General features: G+C 37.0%; 24 protein-coding genes. 17 read left to right on the top strand and 7 right to left on the bottom strand.

From position 1 onward, the window contains the following. Positions 1 to 214: 214 nt before the first annotated feature. Positions 215 to 1,003: a DNA repair protein RecO gene (gene recO, locus AO843_RS01185; RefSeq protein WP_054609327.1), complete on the top strand. Its 789-nt coding sequence runs from the start codon at positions 215 to 217 to the stop codon at positions 1,001 to 1,003. A gap of 23 nt (positions 1,004 to 1,026) precedes the next feature. Here recO and AO843_RS01190 read toward each other — a convergent pair whose 3' ends face one another. Continuing rightward, a complete protein-coding gene (locus AO843_RS01190) occupies positions 1,027 to 2,427 on the bottom strand; it encodes an S-layer homology domain-containing protein (RefSeq protein ID WP_054609328.1) in 1,401 nt (466 codons plus the stop codon). Between the two features lie 745 nt (positions 2,428 to 3,172). On the opposite strand from AO843_RS01190, the gene AO843_RS01195 reads away from it, so the two are divergent. Continuing rightward, complete coding sequence (locus AO843_RS01195) at positions 3,173 to 4,891, top strand: HD-GYP domain-containing protein (RefSeq protein ID WP_054609395.1); 1,719 nt, start codon at positions 3,173 to 3,175, stop codon at positions 4,889 to 4,891. A gap of 53 nt (positions 4,892 to 4,944) precedes the next feature. On the opposite strand, the gene AO843_RS01200 is transcribed toward AO843_RS01195, so the two are convergent. Both AO843_RS01200 and AO843_RS01205 read right to left on the bottom strand, forming a co-directional pair. After that, entirely contained in the window at positions 4,945 to 6,330 is a 1,386-nt protein-coding gene (locus tag AO843_RS01200) for a glycine--tRNA ligase (RefSeq protein WP_054609329.1), read from the bottom strand. Between the two features lie 572 nt (positions 6,331 to 6,902). Continuing rightward, positions 6,903 to 9,035: a serine hydrolase domain-containing protein gene (locus AO843_RS01205; RefSeq protein ID WP_054609330.1), complete on the bottom strand. Its 2,133-nt coding sequence runs from the start codon at positions 9,033 to 9,035 to the stop codon at positions 6,903 to 6,905. A gap of 401 nt (positions 9,036 to 9,436) precedes the next feature. Here AO843_RS01205 and AO843_RS01210 point away from each other — a divergent pair, with 401 nt between their 5' ends. The 12 genes from AO843_RS01210 (at position 9,437) to AO843_RS01265 (ending at position 19,332) form a co-directional block, all read left to right on the top strand. Further along, entirely contained in the window at positions 9,437 to 9,652 is a 216-nt protein-coding gene (locus tag AO843_RS01210) for a hypothetical protein (protein ID WP_054609331.1), read from the top strand. Positions 9,653 to 9,854: 202 nt separating this feature from the next. Then, positions 9,855 to 10,487 carry a helix-turn-helix transcriptional regulator gene (locus AO843_RS01215; RefSeq protein WP_054609332.1) on the top strand — a complete coding sequence of 211 codons (633 nt, stop codon included), beginning with the start codon at positions 9,855 to 9,857 and terminating at the stop codon, positions 10,485 to 10,487. 17 nt (positions 10,488 to 10,504) lie between these two features. After that, complete coding sequence (locus AO843_RS01220; RefSeq protein WP_054609333.1) at positions 10,505 to 11,317, top strand: pyruvate, water dikinase regulatory protein; 813 nt, start codon at positions 10,505 to 10,507, stop codon at positions 11,315 to 11,317. 206 nt (positions 11,318 to 11,523) lie between these two features. Continuing rightward, entirely contained in the window at positions 11,524 to 13,356 is a 1,833-nt protein-coding gene (gene dnaG / locus AO843_RS01225) for a DNA primase (RefSeq protein WP_082389355.1), read from the top strand. 32 nt (positions 13,357 to 13,388) lie between these two features. Continuing rightward, the gene (rpoD, locus tag AO843_RS01230) at positions 13,389 to 14,516 is read left to right on the top strand and encodes an RNA polymerase sigma factor RpoD (protein WP_012295242.1); all 1,128 of its coding nucleotides are present in this window, start codon (positions 13,389 to 13,391) and stop codon (positions 14,514 to 14,516) included. Positions 14,517 to 14,748: 232 nt separating this feature from the next. Further along, positions 14,749 to 15,315 carry a hypothetical protein gene (locus AO843_RS01235; RefSeq protein WP_054609335.1) on the top strand — a complete coding sequence of 189 codons (567 nt, stop codon included), beginning with the start codon at positions 14,749 to 14,751 and terminating at the stop codon, positions 15,313 to 15,315. 309 nt (positions 15,316 to 15,624) lie between these two features. Beyond that, positions 15,625 to 15,984: a cytochrome c550 gene (gene cccA / locus AO843_RS01240; RefSeq protein WP_054609336.1), complete on the top strand. Its 360-nt coding sequence runs from the start codon at positions 15,625 to 15,627 to the stop codon at positions 15,982 to 15,984. A 167-nt stretch (positions 15,985 to 16,151) separates the two neighbouring features. Next, positions 16,152 to 16,844: a tRNA (adenine(22)-N(1))-methyltransferase gene (locus AO843_RS01245; RefSeq protein ID WP_054609337.1), complete on the top strand. Its 693-nt coding sequence runs from the start codon at positions 16,152 to 16,154 to the stop codon at positions 16,842 to 16,844. A gap of 1 nt (position 16,845) precedes the next feature. Further along, the gene (locus AO843_RS01250; RefSeq protein WP_054609338.1) at positions 16,846 to 17,967 is read left to right on the top strand and encodes a Nif3-like dinuclear metal center hexameric protein; all 1,122 of its coding nucleotides are present in this window, start codon (positions 16,846 to 16,848) and stop codon (positions 17,965 to 17,967) included. Positions 17,968 to 17,982: 15 nt separating this feature from the next. Beyond that, complete coding sequence (locus tag AO843_RS01255) at positions 17,983 to 18,207, top strand: hypothetical protein (RefSeq protein WP_054609339.1); 225 nt, start codon at positions 17,983 to 17,985, stop codon at positions 18,205 to 18,207. A 109-nt stretch (positions 18,208 to 18,316) separates the two neighbouring features. Next, positions 18,317 to 18,565 carry a DUF2164 domain-containing protein gene (locus AO843_RS01260; protein ID WP_054609340.1) on the top strand — a complete coding sequence of 83 codons (249 nt, stop codon included), beginning with the start codon at positions 18,317 to 18,319 and terminating at the stop codon, positions 18,563 to 18,565. Between the two features lie 230 nt (positions 18,566 to 18,795). Beyond that, complete coding sequence (locus AO843_RS01265) at positions 18,796 to 19,332, top strand: NADPH-dependent FMN reductase (RefSeq protein ID WP_054609341.1); 537 nt, start codon at positions 18,796 to 18,798, stop codon at positions 19,330 to 19,332. A 122-nt stretch (positions 19,333 to 19,454) separates the two neighbouring features. Here the strand turns inward: AO843_RS01265 and AO843_RS01270 are convergent, their stop codons facing one another. Further along, positions 19,455 to 19,634: a hypothetical protein gene (locus AO843_RS01270; protein ID WP_054609342.1), complete on the bottom strand. Its 180-nt coding sequence runs from the start codon at positions 19,632 to 19,634 to the stop codon at positions 19,455 to 19,457. Between the two features lie 240 nt (positions 19,635 to 19,874). Between AO843_RS01270 and AO843_RS01275 the strand changes: the two genes are divergently transcribed. Next, entirely contained in the window at positions 19,875 to 20,489 is a 615-nt protein-coding gene (locus AO843_RS01275; RefSeq protein WP_231630045.1) for a hypothetical protein, read from the top strand. 68 nt (positions 20,490 to 20,557) lie between these two features. Here AO843_RS01275 and AO843_RS01280 read toward each other — a convergent pair whose 3' ends face one another. Then, on the bottom strand, positions 20,558 to 21,094 hold the full coding sequence (locus AO843_RS01280) for a tubby C-terminal domain-like protein (RefSeq protein WP_054609343.1): 537 nt from the start codon (positions 21,092 to 21,094) through the stop codon (positions 20,558 to 20,560). A gap of 75 nt (positions 21,095 to 21,169) precedes the next feature. Between AO843_RS01280 and AO843_RS01285 the strand changes: the two genes are divergently transcribed. Then, positions 21,170 to 21,640: a GNAT family N-acetyltransferase gene (locus tag AO843_RS01285; protein ID WP_054609344.1), complete on the top strand. Its 471-nt coding sequence runs from the start codon at positions 21,170 to 21,172 to the stop codon at positions 21,638 to 21,640. Positions 21,641 to 21,681: 41 nt separating this feature from the next. Here the strand turns inward: AO843_RS01285 and AO843_RS01290 are convergent, their stop codons facing one another. Further along, complete coding sequence (locus tag AO843_RS01290; protein WP_054609345.1) at positions 21,682 to 22,941, bottom strand: dicarboxylate/amino acid:cation symporter; 1,260 nt, start codon at positions 22,939 to 22,941, stop codon at positions 21,682 to 21,684. Between the two features lie 264 nt (positions 22,942 to 23,205). Continuing rightward, positions 23,206 to 24,255, bottom strand: coding sequence for a TRAP transporter substrate-binding protein (locus AO843_RS01295; protein ID WP_054609346.1), 1,050 nt, complete (start codon positions 24,253 to 24,255; stop codon positions 23,206 to 23,208). Positions 24,256 to 24,406: 151 nt separating this feature from the next. On the opposite strand from AO843_RS01295, the gene AO843_RS01300 reads away from it, so the two are divergent. Next, positions 24,407 to 25,948, top strand: coding sequence for an ATP-binding protein (locus AO843_RS01300; RefSeq protein WP_197278849.1), 1,542 nt, complete (start codon positions 24,407 to 24,409; stop codon positions 25,946 to 25,948). Positions 25,949 to 25,957: the final 9 nt, after the last annotated feature.

A 25,957-nucleotide genomic window follows, 5' to 3' on the forward strand; every position in this document is an offset into this window, starting at 1 on the left:
TGCGCCTTGTAGTATTGACGGTGTGACTAACTTCATGTTGCCCTAAAGGCCTTTCGGCAGTTGCTATAGATTTTGAAGAGATGTTTTTCAAACAAACTCAAAAAATCTGAAATGTCATTACGCTGTGTCGAAACTGAAAGTTTTTACTTTGAGCTGTCCAAGATATTTTGGAGAGCTCTATTTTCATGGATAGTTTATGGAAAGGAGGGGGATTATGCTTCATAAATGGGAGGGAATTGTTTTAAAAGTTCGTGCTTATGGCGAGTCCAATAAAATTGTTACGTTGCTGACCCGAGAAGCCGGAAAGGTAGCTACTATGGCAAGAGGTGCTAAAAAGCCTTCTAGTAGATTAGCGTCGGTCACACAACCTTTTACATATGGCATGTTTATGGTACAGCACCATACTGGTATGGGGACATTACAACAAGGGGAGCATTTGAATTCGATGCGCCATATTCGCGAGGATATTATGGCCACGGCCTATGCTAGCTATATTATGGAACTCGTGGAGCGAGTCGTAGAAGAAGGGAAACCAGAGCCTTTCGCCTTTGACGTTCTACTGCAATCACTACAAGCGATAGAGGAAGGCTATGATCCTGAATCCATAACACTCTTTGTTGAATGGAAAATGCTACCCTATACAGGAGTTCAACCTATTTTACATGCTTGTGCCTCATGTGGTGCAGTAGATGGAGAATTCGCTTTTTCCTTTGCACAAGGTGGCTTTTTATGCCATCGCTGTTATCAGCATGACCCCTACATTATTCGTCTTACACCAACACAGCTTAAACTTATCCGTATGTTCTACACTGTTCCTATTGATCAAATTGGAAAAATTGAATTAAAAAAGGAAACGAAATATTTTATTAAAAAAATTATAACTACCATCTATGAAGAACAAACCGGAATTCGTTTTAAGACGAAAAAATTCATAGAGCAGCTAGAGCGAACACCTGAGTTACAAATACGCGCTACGAACAAAGAAATGCCAGAGGAACCTTAAGTTCTTCTGGCATTTTATACTATTTAAAAATCATCTTCATCTGATATTAATAAGAAAGCCCATTGATCTGCAAATTTTTTACTTTCAATATAAAGATAGGCCGTTTCTCCATTTTTACCTGTTAAATGTAGAACAGCAGTGCCTTCCGCTTTTGGCGTTACAAGTAGCTGCCCGTTAAGAATAGTAGCTTTTACAGAGGCTGGCTCAAAACCTAAATCTTCAATAGCCACACTAGCTGGTTCAAAAGGTAATTCTTGCGTCGTTAGTGTTAATTCATCTGTTAGGTGGTACAAATCAATGCTGCGCACAAAATCATACGCATATACATCAGCAGCTATCTTTTGTTGATGATCGCCATCTGAGAAGGTCACAATGAACTGTCCGTTTTTCAAGATAGTCAAAGTTTGATCATTTGAATTAAAGCTGTATAAATTTGAAGCAAGTGCTTGCCCATTTGTATCTTGAACCGTTATTTGTGTTGGTACGAAAGATAATTTGCTCTCTCTTAAATCAAGAGGTAAATTTTCTGTATAATCAACTTCTTGTACTTTTTCCAGCGTTACCTTCATCTTACCATTTACATTTTTTACATGAACTAAATAAAAGATATCAGTAAATTCCTCTGAGTCATCAGTAAATCCAGTTATTACTAATTTACCTGTTCCTTCTTTTAAAGGTTTAATCGTGATAGACTCCGTCATATCCTCATTCTCATCCCATGTGAAAATATCCTCAGCAGGTTCAATACCACCATAAGCGGCAATAATATAATCTTGTTTAAATTGACTAGCATAAACGGTTGCATTCCCTAACATCTTTTCAGCTCGCACTACAAATGCGGCTAATTGGGAACGCTTCACATTGCTTTTTGGTCCGAAAGCTGTTGGTGATGTTCCTTTTGTTATACCATTAGCAAACAAAGCTTGAATATATGGCTCAAACTCAGTTCCTTTCTTTACATCTGTAAAAGGAAGCTTTGTACTAGTTGGACTTGTAAGACCAAACCCTTTTGCAATCATTTTTGACATTTGTTCGCGTGTAATGTTTTGATTTGGGTAGAAATAACCATTTGCGCCATTGATGATACCTGCATTTGCCAAGGCAGCAATCGCTCCATAGTTTTCAGTCCCAGGTTTAATGTCTTTGAATTGAGGATTCTTTACATGAACGGTATCTAGTTTTAATATACCTGCTAAAATCTTAGCAGCTTGTGTGCGTGTGATTGGATTAGTGGGTTTAAATGTACCGTCCACATAGCCAGAAATAATGCCGCGCCCGGCTAATTCTATAATAGCCTTTCCTTCTTCTGTTGCTGGATTGACATCAGGGAAAAATGTTGCTGCATGTGCTGCTGGTGTAATGACAATTGCACTTGTTGCGAGTGCTGATGCCATAGCTAGTTGAAATAAACGCTGAGACTTCAAAAGTATTCCTCCAAATATTGAATCGAAAATTTTATAGTATGAATGTTTCTGACCTTCCTATGTATCAATTCAGACTTCCGGACGAATGAATGTTAAGGGTGGTAACCTTTAGCATGTTAATTATTCATTATTTAACAGCTAATACTAACTATAATACCTTATTTATACCAAAATTTCGGAACAACGAATAGAGGTAATTATATCCTTAGCATTATGGAATTGGTAATAAATCGTAATAATCCTGACCCTAGAATTGCTGTTTAGTAGTGCTGTAAATGAATAAAATTTCAATTTTTTCAAAATAAAATTTTTACATAAATTTAGTTTTTTTTAATAAATATACAATTTATAAAATCTATATATATGTCTATATAACTTATTATTGTGTTTTTGTATCTATGTTAGATTAAATTGATATGATAATAGTCTTGTATTTTTGTGTAGTTTTCAATATATAAATAGTAGAAACTGATCATGTGAGTTCCATATGCTAGTTGAAAAGGTATTTTAACCTATGATATTGTAATTGATATAGATATTCTTCTTTATATTTTATTAATATAATTTAGTCGTTTGATCCCCTGTTGAAATAAATGTACTTAAAATAGATCTGAAATGCCTATGAAGTAGAAAACAAGCCTCTATCAGCAAAACGTATTTTTATACGTTTAACAGAATAACGCAGTCCTATGGAAGAAGGAGGGAGTCACATAGTGCTTAGTACATTGCGTATGTGGCAGAAAATATGCTACGTAAAGTAACCTTAAGTATTCGTGAAGTTGAAGCGAATGATATTTTAGCAGAAGACATCTTTTCGGATTATCGTTTATTGGCTAAAAAGGATTTAGTTTTAACGGAACGAATTATTGCCTTACTTAAACTTCGAAAAGTAGATGAATTATCTGTCTATTTACCATCTGATTCAGTTCGGATTGTCCGTGATTTAAGTGCTCAGCGAACTAGAGAATACGAGGATTTATTTGCACCTCTAATGGAGGAAAAAGATCCTATCGATGACTATAAAGAAACCATCAGTCAACTTTTTATGACAACATTGGAGAATGTCGTCCATGAATTGCGATATGGTCAAATTCTTAAAAGCATACAAGATACCGCTTATGTTCGCGGTGTTTTTGAAAAGATACTAGAAGAGAAACATCGTTATGAGTTACTTATGCGCTTAAAGGAATGGGATGAGTATTCCTTTGTGCATTCATTTGATGTGTTTGTATTAGGAACCATTTTTGCTCGTTATCTCGGATTAACAGATATCGAAACATTAGCAAGAGGTTATTTGTTCCATGATATCGGCAAGGTCTTTATCCCTCAAGAAATTTTAAATTTAAAACGTAAACTCTCAGAAGATGAGTTTGAAATAGTTAAAACGCATACAACAAAGGGCTATGAGTTACTTATAGAAAATAATGAAGAAGACATTGCCTATTTAGCACGAGACCATCATGAGCGCTTTGCTGGAAAAGGCTATCCAAATCAGCTGTGTGCGGATGATATGAGTGAAGGTGTGCAATTATTACAAATCATTGATGTGTATTCAGCGATGACATCTAAGCGAGTCTATCACGCTGGATATGGTGCTACGGATGCCTTAGCTGTTTTATACAGGGATCGCCATTTATATAACGAGAAATATATGCATAAATTTGTAGAATGTTTAGGGATTTTTCCAGTCAACTCTGTTGTGATGTTATCGGATAATCGTAGTGCACAAGTGGAGCTTGTCTATGATTTATTTCCTACATTGCCAAAGGTGAGATTACTGGATGAACAAAAATCAATGAACTTGCCTTTAAATTATAGTGTAAAAATAACAAAAATGATTGATTATCGTGCAAATAGCTTTGAAGAGATTTTCAACCTATTTGTGGAACAATTAATCCGTTGTGACGAAAATAATCTAAGAATTCATTTTAGTAAATTAATTGATCATTTACATCCTAAAGAAATTGTCTTGAAAATATTCTTACCAGCTTTTCGAATCTTACGTTTGTTAACAAGAGAAATACAAACGGACATGACGAAATATAGAAATTCTATTAATATCTTAAAGAAACTATTAGAAGAGCAATTAAACGTTTTGTATATGGACTATCAGCATGAACAAACAACCATTTTAGTTGTGGAAACAGCACTTCGTGAAAACTTCTTCATTAAGCTTGTACAAAGTATTCTGTATATTGATAAAATTGTGCCTTTCTTTATAAATCCAGGTGATGATCAACGTATTACACAGTTAATGGGGCATTGTGATGTCAATGTCGCATATTTTATTGAGGATGAACAATCAATTGAAAAGCGAGTTCGTCCAATGCGAGAAGGAACATTTCTATATTACTCATTAGCAGATATAGAGGAGATACTTGTCAGCTTAATCGGTATGAGTATGAAAAGGTTTTCATTTGAGGAAAAAATGCAGGAGCGTTTATTTTCAACATACAAAGCATAAGAAGAGGGAGCCGCTATTGAAGGCGACTCCCTCTTCTTTGCTATTTTTAATCATTAGAACTGAAGGTGTTTTTCAATATATGCTTTTACTTCTGAAATTGGCATACGAACTTGTGTCATAGAATCACGGTGACGTACTGTTACTTGGCCATCTTCTTTTGAGTCAAAATCGTATGTGATACAGAATGGTGTACCAATTTCATCTTGGCGACGATAACGTTTACCAATTGATTGTGATTCATCAAAATCAACAGGGAACGCTTTACGAAGTTCAGCCCAAACGTCTGTAGCTTCATCAGATAATTTTTTAGAAAGTGGTAGAACAGCTGCTTTAAATGGTGCAATCGCTGGGTGGAAACGTAAAACAGTACGTTTATCGTCACCTTCTAGCTCTTCTTCATCATAAGCATCACATAGGAATGCTAATGTGACACGGTCTGCACCTAATGATGGCTCAATACAATAAGGAACATAGCGTTCATTTGACACAGGATCGATATAAGTGAAATCTTCACCTGAGTGTTCCATATGTTGTTTTAAATCATAATCTGTACGGTCAGCTATACCCCAAAGTTCTCCCCAGCCAAATGGGAATTTAAATTCGATATCCGATGTTGCGTTAGAGTAGTGAGACAGCTCATCATCCTCATGATCGCGAAGACGCATAGAATCTTCTTTCATGCCTAGGTTTAATAACCAATTTTTACAGAATTCTTTCCAATAAGAGTGCCATTCAAGGTCCTCGCCTGGTTTGCAGAAGAATTCAAGCTCCATTTGTTCAAATTCACGTGTACGGAAAGTAAAGTTACCTGGTGTAATTTCATTTCGGAAAGATTTACCAACTTGCGCAATACCAAATGGTGTACGTTTACGCATTGAGCGTTGAACATTTTTAAAGTTCACGAAAATACCTTGTGCCGTTTCTGGACGTAAGTAAATTTCATTTGTAGAAGACTCCGTCACACCTTGGAATGTTTTAAACATTAGGTTGAACTGACGAATATCTGTGAAATCAGCTTTTCCACAATCAGGACACACTACATCGTATTTAATCATTGTTTCTTTCATTTGGTCGAATGTCATACCATCAACAATGATTTCATCACCTTTTGCTAATGCAGCGTCCTCAATGATTTTATCTGCACGATGGCGAGCCTTACATGACTTACAGTCGATCATTGGGTCGTTGAAGTTCCCAACGTGACCTGAAGCCACCCAAGCCTTTGGGTTCATTAAGATGGCAGCATCAATACCAACATTGTACTCTGATTCCTGCACGAATTTTTGCCACCAAGCTTTTTTAATATTGTTTTTTAATTCAACACCTAGTGGACCATAATCCCAAGTGTTTGCTAGACCACCGTAAATTTCTGAGCCTGGGAAGACAAAGCCTCGGTGTTTTGCTAATGATACAATTGTTTCCATTGATTTGTTAGCCATAAAATAGCCTCCTTCAAAATTTTTCACATTTTTAGCGGTAAAACGCTAAAGTTTTTCATTCAGTGTAGACTAAATGAAAATAGCACCCGTCTCCGGGCACAATGTATGCCCAGGGACGAGTGCTAATACCCGCGGTTCCACCCTGATTGTTTTAAACAATACGTTTAAAACCTCTTTTCAAAAAGTTAGCTCAGGGAGTGCCTTTTCTCTGTTACTATGTAGACTTTCACCATCTTCTACTCGCTCTTGAATGGAACAGATACTTTTTTCCCATCATCGCCTGTATAACGCAATTTGCTCGAAAATATAAATAGAGCAAGCGTATGTGTCAACATTGTAGCATGTAGTTCTTTGATTCGCAATCATTATTAAAATGTATACAAAACATGTGTGTTTTGAAGGCCTTAAACAAGTCTTAACGTCAACAACCTCTTCACAATAGGGGACTGTAAATGTTGACTAAATTTTGCTTCAAGCATTGTTTTGAGATTTCTTATGGTCATGCAAAAAAAGCTGTCCCATAAGGTCAATAATGACCAAAGGAACAGCATTTTAGACAAGCCAGTATTTTTTTATTTTTTTAATGAAATTTCAAATTTGGAGCCTACTTCTCCTGCAAATACGACGCTACCGTTCTCTGGTAATAAGACTTCGTTCATACCACTAACGACAGTGTAGTTCATGCAATTACCTGCTTGATCATATACAGCAAAGGAGCCCTTCAATGGCATTTTAACTGTCATGACTTTTTCTTTTGCATTCGAAGGGACTGAAAACCATTTGGCAAGGCCATCTACTTGGATCGTTGTCATAGATTGTTTACCAGAGTAGAGCGGTTTTACAAGCTCCTCATGACCGTATAAACCTCCCGCTACTGTAAAATACTCAACTCCATTATTCTTAAAGAAGTCGATTTCCATAGTATCTCGACCAGCCATGCTAGGGATCTGCAGCTGGTTAACTGCTCGGTTTGCTCCAATAATTTTATTAGTTAATAAATAGCCTGGAACGTCTTTAACCGTATCAATTGTTACAGTTGGTGCAGAATTGGTGTAGAGCATCGATGAATATTTCTCATTCATCAAATAATATTTTTTCCCTTCACGTTTCGCCCATACAGCAGCTACGTCTTTCGCTAATACATTGGCTTCGAGCTTTTCAGCTTTATACTCTGAGACAGCTGTTTGGGGAAGTCCCGGTACATTTATATACAAGCTGGACCATAAATAGGTGTGTCCGTTTTTCTCCTCAATGAACTTTATCTTTTCTGTGCCTTCATTGTTCACAAATGAACCATCTGCTGTATACGTATACGTTTGGACAGGGTTATTCGGTACTGTAAGCGTAGATACAGACAATTCACCAAGAGGATTAACTTCAACCTTCATTAACGAACCAGAAATACCACCATAAATACCTGCATGCTGAGATAAGTCCTGTGGCATTTCTACCTTCATAGGGACGCCATGCGACTTCTTCGGCTTCAGTTCATGAATAATGCCTTTTTCCTGAAGTGCACTAAGCAGAAGTTCATTGGCTAACAATTGATCTAATATGCTTTGACCTCCTGAAGAGACAACAGCCGCAGACATGTTGTATTCCGGGAGCACAACTAATGAAGAATGGTAAGATAATGTATCTCCACCTTTCGTCAGTGCCTTGATGCCATATTCGCTGAATGGGAACAAGCGTATACTATCCCAACCTAGCCCGTAAGCGACGAAAGACGGATCAATTTCCTCAGGCCACATGCCTCTTTTATACTCATCTTGTGCCATGGCTTCTACCGACTTACTAGACAGAATATCATCGACCTGTCCTGTGAAGATTTGTGAGAATTTAACGAGATCTTCAGCTGTGGAGTAAATGCCGCCAGTTGCAATAATGTTAGTATTTTCTTGTGGTAGCTGTCCCTTATAAGCAGGGGAGTAGATCCCAGCAAATTTCGATGAATCCACAAGGTCCTGCGGTGTTTTTGTATGGTGCATTTCTAGAGGCACTGTCAAATACTTGTTTATAAATGCAGTGAAGCGCATGCCACTCACTCGCTCTATCAGAATCTCAGCTAACGTAAAACCATCGTTACAATAAACCGAAAAAGCTCCTGGATAAGCTTTTAAGTTTTGAGTGGCTAATTGCTCTAACAAAGTATCGTGTGCATACGTATCATTATCGTCATATAAAAATGTATTTAGCGACGAAGTTCCTAGCAGACCGGAAGAATGATTCAGTAGCATGCGGGGTGTAATCTGTTTGTAACGATTGTCTTTCATTTTAAAATCAGGTATATAGTTCACAACGGGCAAATCTAAATCTACCTTACCCTCGTCTACAAGCTTCATAACAGCCGCAGTGAGCACCATTTTGCTCGTGGAACCAATGCCATACATTGTATTGGAAGTAAGTGGTCTATTGTCCTTTAAGTCGTTTTTGCCAGCATGCCCTGAGATGACAATTTCCCCATTATCAATGAGCGCGTATTGCAAACTTGTAGTGCCGTAAGTTTCTGTTAGCAGTTTAGCTTTTTCTATGCCTATTTCTTTGGTCGCCTCAAATGTAAGACTACTGCTGTTATTGATGGTAGTTGTGGCCATTGGAGACATTGGGGCTAGCATTGTTAGCATGAGGATTATTGAGATGATTGAAGTTCTTTTTCTACCTGTTGTTGTGCCTATCCTCATTTTCATTGCCTTTCTCATTCTCATTTGAATCTTCTCCTTTCATTAGCTGTTAATGGGACTATCTTAACGGGTCCTAAGGAAAGACTATACGACGAAGATGTACTGCCGGTGACGATAGTATGAACAGAGTATGAATGAGTGAAAAAATGCTATGATCGACAATGTAATTTTCTGAAGGGTTTGCTTTTATATCAGCTCAGATACAAATGGAAGAGACTTTTTCAATGCGTTAATTTATTCGTTCAAAATCCGTCCTTAAGTTTTTACGATTTCTTTTGATTTGGTATGATGTAACCCTTGAAATGTCGTCACTTTTCCGTGTACCACGAATGATATGAACTATTTTAGAACAAAAAACTACGGCTCCTATACAAGAAAACTTGCATGAGAGCCGTAGCATAAAGAATATTGGTTTGGACGATACGATGTATTCAACAACCGACCAAGGCCTAAAACCCTTTAAAAATACGCTTTGGGACTTTGATGGCAATAGGAATGTTTTTAATGCCATAGTCGATGATGACGTCATCCTTGAGAATTTTGATGTGGTCGAGGAGGTTCGTTTACAAGCGATTCAACAGGTTATGAGCCTTCATAGCAAAAATACAAATAAAAAATTAAAGGAATTAGCCTTAATCTAAACTCCCTGTACACATATCCGCCATAACTTACCACAGATTACTGCTATTTTATGCAGTATGTTGTATAATTGAAATACTGTTTTAATCATGCAAAGCCTTATTATAACACCGTTTGTATAGAATTAGTGTAATACTTTGCATACCTATCACTCTATAGTATATAATAATTGAGCATAAGTATAACACTATTAGATTTGAGGCGGTGAGTCCAATCGAACTCAATAAACGTCAGGAAAACATTTTACAAATTGTGAAAGAAAACGGTCCAATTACTGGGGAACATATTGCAGAACGACTCAATCTGACCAGAGCGACTTTAAGACCAGATTTAGCGATTCTTACGATGGCTGGATTTTTAGATGCAAGACCGAGAGTTGGGTATTTTTATTCAGGGAAAAAGTCATCCGTTTCATTGACGGATAGTATTCACAATTTAAAAGTGAAGGATTTTCATTCAGGCCCTGTAGTTGTCCCAGAAACAATGACGGTTTATGATGCAATTTGCTTTATGTTTTCAGAAGATGTTGGTACACTCTTTGTCGTAGATAAGAATGAGTTTTTGACAGGTGTACTATCTCGCAAAGATTTACTGCGTACAAGTATTGGCACGCAGGATTTAAATAAAATTCCTGTACATATTATTATGACACGCATGCCAAATATTTCGTACTGTGAAAGATCAGATTCTTTGGTTGTTGCCGCGAACAAGCTCATTGAACGAGAAGTTGATTCGCTACCAGTAGTCGAACCACAAGAGGGTGGTTTGACCATTGTAGGCCGTCTAACAAAAACAACGATTACACGAGCTTTCTTATCTCTTGCACAAAACGACTAAATTCGAAGGAGAGCTGCATGAAAAGACTACGCGTATTTGTTGTATCTGATTCTGTTGGCGAAACTGGTGATCAAGTTGCGAAAGCAGTTATTAGCCAGTTTCGACCCGGTCTAGAGAATACTGTCATCCGACGATTTCCACATATTCAATCGGAGGAACTTATTCGTAAGATTGTTTTCCTTGCAGCACAACAACAAGCATTTATTGTTTATACATTGGTTCGCCAAGAAATGCGAAAATTATTGCATGATTTATGTGAACAGGAAAAGTTACATGCAGTCGATATTATAGGTCCTGCGTTACAATCAATGGGAACCTTCATGGAAGAAAATCCATTGGAGACACCTGGAATTGTTCATATGCTTGATGATGATTATTTCAAAAAAATTGAAGCGATTGAATTTGCAGTTAAATACGATGATGGTCGTGATCCACGTGGATTATTACAAGCTGATATTGTGTTGGTTGGCGTATCCCGAACGTCTAAAACGCCCCTCTCACAATATTTAGCCCATAAAAAATATAAGGTGGCTAATGTCCCTTTAGTTCCAGAAGTAGAACCACCCGAAGAGTTATTACAATTGGACCCTAAAAAATGTTTTGGATTAATCATCTCTCCTGAGAAGTTAAATTCTATAAGGAAAGAAAGATTGATGTCTCTCGGATTAAATGATGATGCTATCTATGCACAACATAATCGTATTTTAGAAGAGATTCAACATTTTGAAAAAATTGTCGGTAAAATAGGCTGTCGGGTAATCGATGTGACCAATAAAGCTGTGGAAGAGACAGCAAATACAATCATTGAACATATTTTGACTTGTAAATAAACTGTACTAAGATAAACCACCTCGGTTATAGAGGCGGTTTTTTTGAGTGGATTTTGAAATTAGTATAGATAAAAACTAATTTTTGTTTTATAATAATAAAATTGTGGTAAAAATATTTAAAAGAGAAAAATCCTAAATTTTTGTCGAGAAATAAAGGAATTTTAAAACGAATAGCGAATTGTGTTTCTAGAACGTAATTATTAAAGATGGTGATGAATTTGGCAGGGAAGATTCCAGAGGAAGTAATTGAACAGATTCGCACACAATCGGATATCGTTGATGTTATTAGTGAATACATGCAGCTGACCAAGCGTGGGCGAAATTGGTTTGGCCTCTGTCCATTTCACGGAGAACAAACACCGTCTTTTTCTGTATCAACAGACAAGCAAATTTTTCATTGCTTTGGTTGTGGTGCAGGGGGTAATGCCATTACTTTTGTAATGGATATTGAAGGCATTTCTTTTCCTGATGCAGTTGTGAAACTTGGGGAACGAGCTGGCATACATTTAGATGTTGAGCCAAGTTTTCCTGGGGGAACGAAAAAGATATCTAAAGCGGAAGAAAGGATGAAAGAAGCACACGCTTTTGCTGCAGATTTTTTCCACCATCTACTGTTAAATACAGAGGATGGCGAAGAACCTTTAAATTATTTGCTAGAAAGAGGATTTACAAGGGAGCTTATAGAATCTAATAACATTGGTTGGTCTCTCCCAAGCTTTGACGCATTAACAATATTGCTTGAAAGAAAAGGTTATAACTTACAAGAAATGGCGGAAAGTGGGTTAATTATTAAGCGAGAGGGAGAAGAACGTTATTTTGATCGTTTTAGAGGACGGATCATGTTCCCTATTCGAGATGAGAATGGTAAAATCATTGCCTTCTCAGGACGAATACTTTCATCAACTGGTGAGGAAGCGAAATATTTAAATAGTCCAGAATCACCAATATTTCAAAAAAGTGAAGTGCTTTATAACCTAGATAAAGCACGAACTTCTATCAGAAAAAATCGTCAAGTAGTATTGATGGAAGGTTTTATGGATGTATTAGCAGCTAACTCTGTAGGTGTAATGAATGCCGTAGCAACAATGGGTACCTCGCTAACGAATCAGCATATCACAAAGCTTAAGCGCTTAGTAGAGCAAATTACGATTTGCTATGATGGTGATAATGCTGGATTTGATGCAGCGAAAAGAGCGGCGCAGCTACTGCATACGGAGCGCATGAAAGTTGATATTGCTGTGTTACCAGAAAAATTAGATCCTGATGAATACATTCGCACTTTAGGCGGACAAGCATTTAAGGAACAAATTTTGGAAAACCCTCATGCGTATATTGCTTTTATGATGATGCATGCTAGACGAAATAAGAACTTTCAATTTGAAAATGATACGCTTCAATATATTCAAGAAGTCCTCGAACAACTGATAGGTAGATCCTCACCGGTTGAACGAGATTTGTATATACGACAGCTATCAAATGAAACAAATATCTCGGAAGAAGCCATTTATGCCCAATTCCGAAAGCTGGAGGCTAATCAGGTACGTTCTACAAAACCAGAAATACCGACACAAATGCCTTCAATGCCAGTCACGCAACAACAAAAGCCTATGGACGCAGCTGAACGTGCCGAACGTTTATTACTGGCTCATATGCTTCATAATATAGATGTAGTGGACAGGGTATTACGGAGTGAGCAAAAAGAGCCATTTGTACGAGATGCTTATATGGCCGTTTTTGTTCGCTTAGTAGGATTTTATGAGGAATATGGTCATCCTGATTATCAACGGTTTATGGAAATTTTGGATGACGCTGAATTACGGAAAATTGTTATGGAAGCGGCTTTAGTCGAGCGAGATCCTGATCAAGCAGAGGCAGAGGTTGTGGACTCAATCCGCCAGCTTCAAAAATATAGAATTGAGCAAGAAATTTATCAAAAGATGCATGAGTCAAAGGAAGCGGAGAAGATGCATGAGTATGCACGTGCACTTGAAATCGCCCAACAGATTATTCATTTAAGAAAATCGTTATCGGCGATTTAACCCGATTCGGTTGTTTAGAAGGAGGAAGGTTTATGGCGGACAAGTCAGAACGTTCAAAAGAGATAGAAGTAGAAATTACATTAGATGATGCAAAAAAATTCCTACAAGAAAAAGCAAAAACAGAAGGTGAAATTTCCATGAAAGAAATTTCAGAGAAACTAACACCTTATGAATTGGAAAACGAAGAAATTTTCCATTTTGCTGAGGATCTTGAAAAGCATAAAGATATTCAAATCATTGGAAAAGAAGAATTTGAAGAAGAAAGTCTAATGAAGGAAGAAGCCAACGAAGAGACTTTCGACTTAAATGATTTGAGTGTACCACCAGGTGTTAAAATCAATGACCCTGTACGTATGTATTTAAAGGAAATTGGTCGAGTTGATCTACTATCTGCAGAGCAAGAAATCAAGCTTGCTGAGCGTATTGAGCAAGGAGACGAAGAAGCACGTAAACGTCTTGCTGAAGCAAACTTACGTCTGGTAGTATCTATTGCTAAACGTTATGTAGGTCGTGGAATGCTATTCCTTGATTTAATTCAAGAGGGGAATATGGGGCTAATTAAAGCCGTTGAAAAATTCGATTACCGTAAAGGCTTTAAATTCTCTACTTACGCTACATGGTGGATTCGTCAGGCTATTACGCGTGCGATTGCTGACCAAGCGCGTACGATTCGTATTCCAGTTCATATGGTCGAAACCATTAATAAATTAATACGTGTACAACGTCAACTTTTACAAGATCTTGGCCGTGAACCTTCACCAGAAGAAATTGGTGAAGAAATGGATTTAACACCAGAAAAAGTACGCGAAATTTTAAAAATTGCACAAGAACCAGTATCTCTTGAAACACCGATTGGAGAAGAAGATGACTCTCATTTAGGGGACTTTATTGAGGATTCTGAAGCACAATCTCCATCTGATCATGCAGCTTATGAACTGTTAAAAGAACAATTAGAAGATGTCCTTGATACTTTAACAGACCGTGAAGAAAATGTACTTCGTTTACGTTTTGGTCTGGATGATGGTCGTACACGAACTTTAGAAGAGGTAGGTAAAGTTTTTGGCGTAACACGTGAACGTATTCGTCAGATTGAAGCGAAGGCTCTAAGAAAATTACGCCACCCTTCTCGTAGTAAACGTCTAAAAGACTTCTTAGAATAATTTAAATAGATGGAGCTATCCTACTAGTGTGAAAATACCTAGTTGGATAGCTCCTTTTTTATACAAATGGAGAGGTAATTAGCCCCGTTATTCACCAATCTAGTTTTTGTGAATAATAGATAATTAGAATGAAGGAAATGAGAGATTTGCGACTTTATACAGATGTGTTTTCCTAAAGCGTGAGATAAAATTGTAATACAACCATTATTAAGCAATGTTTGGAGCTAACACAATGACAAATCCTCGGAAAAAAATAATCCTTAATGAAATTTTGTTTTGGAAGCAAAATAAACTTTTACCAGAGCACTATTGTGACTTTTTAGCAGCTCTTTATACAGAGGGGGCTGATATAGAGGAGTTAGAACCAGTGCAACATCCTAAACAAGCGATCTTGCCATCTGAAAAAAGAAAGATGCTCTTTTTGGTAGCAGGCCTTTGTATCGCCATAATGGCTGTTTTAGCAATCTATTTTACAATAAAATCTTTGACATTGATTTTAACAGTTGTCATAGGTTTAGGTGCATGCATATTATTTATCGTTGCTTTGCAAATGGCACGAAAAAAGCATCTATTAGCCCCTATATTTCATTTGCTTGCAGCCATCCTGTTATTTAGTATATCTATTCGTATTTGCACTACATATTTTAGTGGAGATAATGTCGTTTTATTTTGCTTGATTGCAGCAAATTGCCTTATTTGGCTTTGGTCAGGTATAAAAATGAAGCTACTTTATTTCACGGTCTCCGGTGTTTTAGGACTACTAGCACTGATTGGCTATTATATCATAAATTTATTGTAATTTTTTGCTCTTATAGGTGAATAAAAATCTACACGCTATTCCATGGCATGTAGATTTTTTTATTTTTTTGGTATATGAATGAGTGCAACGGGTATGATAACAGTATGAAAAAAAGTTGTGAATTTGACCAGATTTTGGTGTTTGCAAGACATATTTTATCCAATAGATACAGAAATGTCGAATTTGTTACAAACAAAGGAAAACTTAGCGAATAGGGCTTTTCGTTTCTTTGTTAATGAAGTACAATATTAGATGTTGACTGATTCTATATTATAATAGAAGTAGACTTAAAATGAGGAGGGGAAACTTATGAAAAACAATCCAGTCGTTCCTTACATCTTAATTCTGGCATTTGGTATTGGTCTTATTTTCTTCATGTCTTTACAAGGTGCAGATAACAAGAAAGAAATTGCTGCTGAACATGAGGGCGGTGGCGAAACTACAGAAACTACAGACGCAAATGCTGATGGCGCAGCACTAGTACAATCTTGTATTGGTTGTCACGGCGGTGATTTAACGGGTAGTATGGGTCCAAACCTACATGGTTTAGATGAAGCTCATATCGTTGAGGTTTTAACAAAGGGTATCGAAGGTACTCCGATGCAACCAAACATGAAAACTGAAGCAGAAGCGAAAGCAATTGCTGAATACATTTCTACTTTAGAATAGTATGACGGACAAGTAGCTGTACTGAAATAGTACAGCTACTTTTTAAGTGTAAAGAATCGTGAAATGGGGTTGTCCACATAAGTAAGTGAGACAACTCCATTTGTTTTTTTTCGCGACATCATCCATACTATTAGTGGACTCTATTTATTTAAGGTAGGCGGTATAAAATGAACGCACAAAAACTTTCGAAGCGATTAGAAACAGTAGCAAAATTTGTTCCCACTGGAGCTGTAGTAGCGGATATAGGTAGTGACCATGCCTATCTACCATGCTATTTAATTCATAAAGGAGTAGCTTCTTCAGCGATAGCAGGAGAAGTGGTAGCAGGGCCCTATGAATCAGCTGTGGGACAGGTACAAAAAGAAGGATTAAGTGAAAAAATTACGGTGCGCCTTGCAGATGGATTAGCAGCAATAGAATTAACTGACCATATCGATACAGTAACGATTGCTGGAATGGGCGGCCCTTTGATTGTCTCGATTTTAGAGAAGCATCCTGAAAAACTGCAGGGTGTTACACGTCTTATTTTACAACCTAATATTCATGCTAAAGTTATCCGTGAGTGGGCTTTAGCACATAATTGGGCCATTCTCGATGAAGAGATTTTAGAGGAAGATGATAAAATCTATGAAATTCTTGTGTTACAAAGAGCACAGATGGAGCTCTCTCCAGCAGAGATTTTATTTGGTCCTAAATTAAGCACGCGTAAAGCACCAGCATTTATAAAAAAGTGGACACGTGAAAAAGAAAATTGGCAACGTGTTTTACAATCCATAAAAGATGCAGAACAAACACCTGAAATTGAAGAAAAACGTGCAGAGTTAATAGCTCTTATTCAATTAGTGGAAGGAGTTTTGTAAAATGAAAGCGGTAAATGGTCAAGAAATCATTCATTTGTTCGAATCATGGTCACCTAAAAAACTGGCTTGTATGGAGAACGATCCAATTGGTTTAGCAATTGGCACACTAAACAAGCCTGTTAGCAAAGTATTAGTAACATTAGATGTCAACGAAGCCGTTGCGAATGAGGCAATTGAAAAAGGATGTGAGCTAATCATTGCCCATCATCCTCCAATCTTCAGACGTCTGGCGAATATCCGTACGGACCATCCAGCTGGGCGGCTATATGAAAAGCTCATTAAACATGATATCGCCGTTTATGCAGCTCACACAAATTTAGATGTAGCTGTAGGTGGGGTCAATGATTTACTAGCAGATGCTCTTCAGTTAAAAAATCGTACTTTATTAGAAGAAACTTACTCAGAAAATCTATTAAAACTTGCTGTTTTTATACCGTCTGCACATGCAGAGGATTTACGCGAGACGCTTGCGAAAGCTGGGGCAGGGCGCATCGGTGAGTATGAAGCATGTAGTTATACGACAGCTGGAGAAGGACGTTTCCGTGCGTTAGCAGGTGCAAATCCTTTCGTAGGCTCTGTTGGTGAATTACATGTTGAGGAGGAAGTAAAGGTAGAAGTAGTATTTCCTGAATCCATTAAAAACCGTGTCTTAAAAGCAATGCTCAACAGTCATCCCTATGAAGAGCCAGCCTATGATGTGATTCGTCTTGACCAGCAAACGAATATTATGGGTTTAGGGCGTGTAGGTTACTTAACTAAGGAAATGACCTTACAACAATTCGCGGAGTTCGTTAAGCAGCAGCTAGATGTTCCAGCGGTTCGTGTGGTGGGTGATTTACAGTCAAAGATTAATAAGGTTGCACTTGTTGGCGGAGATGGCAATAAGTATATTTATGCAGCGAAACGAGCAGGCGCAGATGTTTTTTTAACAGGTGATATGTACTTCCATACAGCACAGGATGCCCAAGCTATGGATTTGCAAATTGTAGATCCTGGTCATCATGTAGAAAAAGTAATGATTGCAGGAGTCGCGCAGAAAATGACGAAGCTGTGTGCGGATAAAAAATATGAGGTTGAATTTGTACAATCAACGATCAATACAGAACCATTTTTATTTGTTTAAGCGAGGGGAATAGATGTGGCTAATGAAAGACCTGCTGGCAATAAGGCTGGTAAACTGTGGATTATAATTGGTTTATTCATCGCTGTATTTGGAATTGGGATGACGGTTATGACCAATATGATGAATGATAAGAAGATCGATGCCATGACCCAACAATGTGAAGAAGATGGCGGACAAGCAATTGTATCAAAGGAAAAAAACTTCCTATCCACGAGTTATTCATTTGAATGTAAACAATAATATGTGGTTGAACACTACTAGTTAGTGTTCAACCTTTTTGTATGCAGAGAATCTATGGATAATGATAAAATGGGGGTGAAATCAATTAGCAGAAATGGAGAGAGATGTCTTGTTTATTCGTTTAACAAAAGATCAGCAAGAAATGATTATAGCTGATATTCAGCGATTTTTTTACACTCATCGTGATGAAGACATTAGTGAATTTGAAGCAGAGCGTGTGTTAGATTTTATCAAGGAAAATATCGCCCCATCTATTTATAATGCAGCCGTATCGGACGCAAAATATGTAATGGAAAGACAGTTTGCCTCCATGGAAGAAGAACTAGAGGCGTTGGAACAGCCCATTAAATTAAAGTGATTAATAATATGGCCAGTTCAAAAAAGTTCATCATTAATAATTGACAGAAAATAAAGAAATATGTTAATTTAATCTTGAATTAAAGATTATTTAATTCGAAATATTCACAGCTACATAGAGGCCATGAATAAAGCTGTGTGTGCCTGACCAAAATGGGTACGAGTGATGATCGCGTACATGGAACGATGATTTTGTCACAAAATGAATGGATGAAAATGAGGAGGCGTCATATGTTAAAAATCGGTATTATTTTAGGAAGTACGCGAGAGGGTCGTGTTAGCCCACAGGTTGGAGCATGGGTAAAGGAGATCGCAGAAAAACGTCGTGATGCGGAATATGAAATAATTGATATTGCTGATTTTAAATTACCGTTTCTTGGGGAGCCAGGAGGAGATGCTTCTGGAGTAGCTGCATGGTCAGAAAAAGTAGCAGCATGTGACGGCTTTGTCTTTGTCGTGGCAGAGTATAATCATTCAATCACCGGCGCATTAAAAAATGCTCTAGACTTTTTACGAGTAGAATGGAACAATAAAGCTGCAGGTATCGTTTCCTATGGATCAGTAGGAGGAGCACGTGCGGCGGAGCATTTACGTGGGATTCTCGGTGAATTATTAGTGGCGGATGTTAGAGTACATCCAGCATTATCGTTATTTACAGATTTTGAAAACGGCTCGGTCTTTAAACCAAAAGAGGTGCAGGCAGATTCAATTCATCAAATGTTAGATCAGCTTATTCCTTGGTCAACAGCTTTAAAAACAATTCGATAATTTTATGAGCAATATGCACCTTAAATGTGCATATTGTTTTTGTTTAAAACAAACATTTAAACAGCCGCTTTCAGCGATATTAACAGCGTGAAAGCGGCTGTTCTTTGCTTGAATCATTATCATTAATGCTTGATTTCTTCAATTACTTTTTCTTTTAAATCAGCATCCATAGAAGATAGTTTAACCGTATTGGAGAGACGTTCTTTTAATTCCCTATCTGTCATAATGCCACGTTCTTCTAAAATTTGTACTAGTAGATTCAAGGTCATGATATTTTTAATTTCCGCTGCTTTTGTATCCATATAAAACCCTCCAAAGAAATAGAATTACTACCTCTATAGTGTACTCCTTTTTGAGAAGCATGACACAGAATGGACAAAACAAAGCGAATTTATTTCGTGTTCCGGAATATGTGGGGAAAATTAAGCAATGCCAAGAAAAAGTCTATGATGTAGTGTCTATAGCATAGTAATGAGAAACAGTGAATATTGTATTTGTGGAGCTCATACTTTCCTAACAGGGGGGATAAAATAGTGAAACGGATGGGGTTGGTTACAGGATTATTGCTGGTCATTATAGCTATCATTATCCTGTTTAATAAATTTGTAGATGGAAATATTCCGGAGGGGAATATTGAGAAAGGACCCATCATTACGAAAGAAGAGTTGAATTTATCACTATTGAAAGATAAGCTCCTTGAAAAGTATGTAGGAATTGATGTTAAAACATCTGCGGAAAAAGAATTGGTCATACAAATTGTGGGGGGAGAAGAGTATGTCCAATCAGTCAAAAAAGATATAGAATCCATTGTAAAAAATACGATAAAAACGTCTACATTAAAGGATTATCCAATTGTTTTTGAAAGATGGGAATTTACATCGTTAATCGATGGCAATAAAGCGATGGGGAATGACATTAATCTTTTAATGGAAGATATAATAAAAGGGTTACAGGCTTTTGATGTATATGAATATTTAATACTAGAGAATCGCACAACCTTTACTATTCAAACAACTATAAAAGGCGCCAATGATGAAGCACTTCAACTAGCTACTAAGATGGAAGATACCATAAAAAAAATTGTCCAAACGAATGTGACTCAAAATGATTCATATGTCATTCACATATTAAATGTGCAGCGAGAAAAAATAAATTGAAAAAAGCATCAAGAATATACTCTGGATGCCTCCCTTTGTGCTATATAATTTCATAAAGTGAATCCAAATTAATGACTCATGGCAAATAAAGCTTGATAGAGTGTTGCCATGAGTGCAACAAAGTGCATGTCGTCAGCTTGGAAAAGCTTAAACATCAGTCCTGTCCGTATTAGTTCATTCTCTATAGGGCTTGCACTGGCAATTTTTTCATCATTACAATATAAAAAGGCTGTAGATGTAAAATCCTTCTCAAAACGAAATGCCAAATTGTCCATTGTAAAGCTGTAGGAGGATTCTAATAATTGAACTGTTTTCCGAAGAATAGGTATAGTACTACCATCAGGCATGATGAGCTGATGACTGACCCCCTTTGTTAAAAGAGTAGATTGTACTTGAAAAAGCGGGTCACCTAAAGGTGTTCGAGTCTCATAACGATAGGGTAAAGATTGCTGTGTTGCGACTAACAGTACCGCATTTAAAACTTTCCCAGTAGAGGAACGTTCTACTTTTTGAAGCATACAAACTGTTTCGTTGTTTTCGTTCACGATAGGAGACCCGGTAGAACTTTTGAATGCTTTTGGATAAGTAAGTGTAAATGTTGCCATAAAGAAACCTCCATTCATTATCTATACGAGTCTGTCATCAATGAGGTTTCACAAAATTAAAGGAGGAGGAAAGTTTTGAGCTATCGTATTAAAACAATCACACAAGAACAAGCAGAAGATATTGCATATAACTGGCATTATGAAGGCGACTATTCCTTTTATGATATGGAAGCCGGTCAGGAGGATTTACAAGCATTTCTCAATCCGAAAATAAGAGGTGATTCCATTTTTGCTGTGACCAAAAACTATGAATTAGTTGCTTTTTTTAGCATCACGACTGTTGCTGAACGAACAATGGAGATTGGTTTAGGAATGAAACCTAGCCTTACAGGAAAAGGATTAGGCTTTGATTTTCTAAAAAATGCCATCGATTTTGTTATGATATACTATCCATGCGAAAAGATCACTTTATCTGTTGCCACATTTAATCTACGAGCAATCAAGCTATATCGCAAGGTAGGATTTAAAGACACCCATACTTATATGCAGGCAACAAATGGTGGTGTCTATGAATTTTTAAAAATGGACTATACAAAAGGCTACTGAAAAGAGACAAGAATCTCGCTTTCAGTAGCCTTTCTATCTATTTATGGTTGTGTAATTTGTCCTGAAAGAGCACGTTTTTCCTGCTCTGTATCAAATTCTTTCTCCATTTTTGAAACGACCACTGTTGCCACACCATTACCAATAAGGTTTGTAACCGCACGAGCTTCTGACATGAAACGGTCAACCCCAATTAGTAATGCAATCCCTTCTACTGGAATCATCGGAAATGCTGCTAATGTCGCAGCAAGTGTAATAAAACCAGAGCCTGTTACGCCTGCAGCACCTTTAGAAGTAAGCATTAAAATGGCCAGTAATGTAATTTGATGCCAGATATCTAAATCAACCCCGTAAGCTTGTGCAATAAATATGGCAGCCATCGATAAGTATATGGATGTTCCATCTAAGTTAAACGAATAACCTGTTGGTATAACTAGCCCCACTACTTGCTTAGAACAGCCATAATTTTCTAATTTACGCATCATGGAAGGTAAGGCTGATTCGGATGAAGATGTACCAATAACGATAAAAATTTCATCTTTAATGTATTTAATAAATTTGAAAATACTAAAACCGAAGTAACGTGTAATCAATCCGATAATCACAACGATAAAAATAAACATCGTGATATAGACGGATAGCATTAAAAATCCTAAGTTGCCAAGAGATTTAAGTCCAAAGTTACCGATTGTATAACTCATGGCACCAAATGCACCAATAGGCGAAATTTTCATTACCATGTTAACGATTTTAAAGAAGATATCAGCAACTTGTTCAAAAAATTTAATAACTGGTTTAGCAGGTTCCCCAATCGCCGCCGCTGCTAAACCAAATAATACTGCTGAAAATAAGACAGGTAATAATTCACCATTTGCGAGAGCTCCTACTACATTATCAGGGATAATTTGCATAATAAATGCACCCAAGCCGTGTTCTGCCGCAGCAGCATCTGTATATTGAGAGACATCTGCCCCATTGGCAGCATCTGTATTAAAGCCTTTACCTGGCTGCACAATATTGACAACAATAAGGCCGATTGCCAAGGCAAATGTTGAGACAATTTCAAAATATAGTAAAGCTTTTCCCCCAATTTTCCCAACCTTTTTGACATCACCCATACTACCAATACCAATCACAACCGTTAAAAAGATAATCGGTGCAATTAACATTTTAATTAGTTTGATAAATATATCCGCTAATATTTTTAGTTTTGCCCCAAACTCTGGGAATATTGCACCTACTATGATTCCTAGTACAATAGCAATCAATACTTGTACTGTTAAGTTTTTAAAATTTATACGCATATAGTTCTCCCCCTACAACATCTATGAATATTGTGTGAACGCTTTCATGTGGATATCATAGCTGAAATTTTCCGACAATAGTTTTTATGACCGTAATGGTTCTATTGTTCATTTTGTTCATTTTTCAGTGAGGGGAATGACAAATGCAGTAATAGCAATGGTTTTATGCTGTTTTATAGTAGTTTTAGCTTTTTGAAATCTATTGTAATACAAGAGAAAAGATCCCTACGATGTGTAAGGATCTATCATTAATGACCAAAAGTATTAGGGTGCAACAATTTTTTCAATCTCTGTTAAGATAGCATCTTTTTGTATTTGAGTCTTATAAAAATCATAGACAGGCGCGAGCTGCTCTTTAAAGCGCTGTCTTTCATGAGGACTCATTGTATAAACATCAAAATCATCTTGCTGTTTAAGCTTTAGCATATCTTGTTCATTCATATGGGCAGCCTGTTCAAATTGCCAATCCGTTGTTTCCTTCATAGCCGCCAACAATTGATGCTGAATTTTTACAGGTAAGGAATCCCAAAAACTTTCATTCATTAATACCGCATATCCTAAAATCCCATGTTGTGTGATCGTCATGTGTTTTTGTACTTTGTAGAAACCTTTAGAATAGATATTAGAGGCTGTATTTTCCTGTGCATCGATCGCGTGTTTCTCTAAGTCTGTGAAAACCTCGCTGAAAGAAATCGGGATAGGTGTTGCATTCAAAACTTCAAATTGCTTTTCCAATGTTTTACTCGGCATTGTGCGAACACGTAAACCCTGTAAATCTTCAAATGTATGAATGGGATGATCGACAGAGGTTAGGTGCTTAAAACCGTTGTACCAAAAGCCGAGTCCCTTAATATGAACTGGTTCTAGCTCATTTAATAATTGTTCACCAATTGTACCTGTCAGAACTTCTTGTACTTCTTCATCTGTATTAAACAGGTAGGGTAAATCAAGAACTTGCCAATTTGGAACATAAGTTGTCATCTTAGAAAAGGTAGGGATAATCATTTCTACGTCTCCCTTTTGTAAAGCTTGAAACTCATTTTCATCATTGAATAATGAGGAATTGGAGTAAACATGCACTTTGACTTTCCCTTTCGTTTTTTCTTCTACTAATTCAGCAAATTTATTGGCAGCCTGTCCTTTTGGTGTATTTTCAGCTACTACATGACTTAAATGAATGGTAATTTGTGTGTCTAATCCCTTTTGCTCATCATCATAAGGGAGCGGCTTGGCGAAAAGTAAGCCTTGTTGAACACTGATGGTGATCACTAAAATTAAGACAGTTACAATCGTTCCTATAATAAATTTTTTCATTGATTACACCCAATTAATTCGTATTTTCTATTGTTTTTGTTATTCTAACATATGGAGTAAGCTAAAATATAGTAGGAGGGAGGCGGTCATCTTGAAATTCCAGAAGTTATCGATGCAAAGAAAAATTATGTCGCTGACTTTTTTTATTCTAATGCTTTCCTTTAGTATTGGTGGTACTTTTTTATTGGGATTTGTGATGAATGAACAAAAAACAAAACTTAGTGATCAAGCATTACTAGTAGCCAAAACAGTCTCACAGCTTCCCGAAATAAAAACCTATATTGCCCATGAAAACATGGAAGAGGCAATACAACATATTAACCCTGTAGTGGAAGAAATCCGCGATATAAATGGTGCCCAATATATTGTGGTTCTAGATATGCAAAGACGGAAATATTCTCATCCGAATAGAGAGGAACTTGGGGGCATTTCGCAATCTGTTGATTTAAACGCCGCTTTTTCCGAACATTATTATACGTCAATCGCGCATGGGGAGCATGGCAACATGGTTCGCGCTTTTGTACCAGTTATGAACAATCAAGGACAGCAGATAGGTGTTACGGTAGTTGGATATAGTGTTCTGACGGTAGTGGAATTACTGCAATCGATGCAAACAGAGCTCGTCATTACCTTAGGATTATCATTAATCTTTAGTGTATGGGGTGCGCGAACATTAGGGTTACATATGAAAAAGCAAATGTTTGGATTAGAGCCCCATGAAATTGCCAAAATGTATGTAGAACGTACGGAAACCTTTAATGCGATGCATGAAGGTATCATTGCCATCGATAATGATTTGACCATTACGATTTTCAATGAAAAAGCCTGTGAAATACTTGGGGTTCACGAAAAACCATCTAGATTGATCGGTCAGAAAATTTTTCATGTCTTGCCGGATACAAGACTACCCGAAATTTTGGAGCTTGATCAACCACTATTTAATCGTGAGCTATATATTAATGATCATAGTATTATGAGTAATCGCATTCCCATACAGGTCAATGGAGAAACCGTTGGAGCAGTGGCCATGTTTAAAGATCGTACAGAAGTGAAAAAGCTTGCTGAAGAACTAACAGGAGTAAGAGCATTTGTCCAAGCTCTTCGTGTGCAAACACATGAGCATAAAAATAAATTGCATACGATAGCCGGACTTTTACAGCTTGGCCATCATGATCAGGCATTGTCCTACTTGACGCAGGTGAAGGAAGAACACGATGAGATTACCAACTTTTTAAATGAACGTATTAAGAATGAAAATATTTCAGGACTATTACTTAGTAAAATTTCCTATGCCAAAGAACAAGGAATCCGACTGGAAATTGACCGTGAGAGCCGTTTAACATCCTTTCCACCTAATTTAGATCATCATGATTTCGTTATTCTATTTGGTAATTTAATTGAAAATGCCTTTGATGCATTAAGGGATACACAGGGGAAGGAAAAGGTGATTCATGTTTCTGTCGATGAAGATGAGGATGTTCTAGCCATCCTTGTAACGGATAACGGTGTTGGCATGACAGATGAGATCAAGTATCATATTTTTGACAATGGCTATTCAACAAAAGAGAAAAACTATAGAGGAATAGGGCTATTTTTAATAAAAGAGATTGTTGAAAAAGGACAAGGTGACATTGAAGTCATCAGCGAACCAAATAAAGGGACTAGTTTTTTATTAACTTTTTACTATTCTTAAGTATTGAAA

It is taken from the genome of Lysinibacillus sp. ZYM-1 (genome assembly GCF_001308875.1).
Lineage (GTDB): Bacteria > Bacillota > Bacilli > Bacillales_A > Planococcaceae > Lysinibacillus.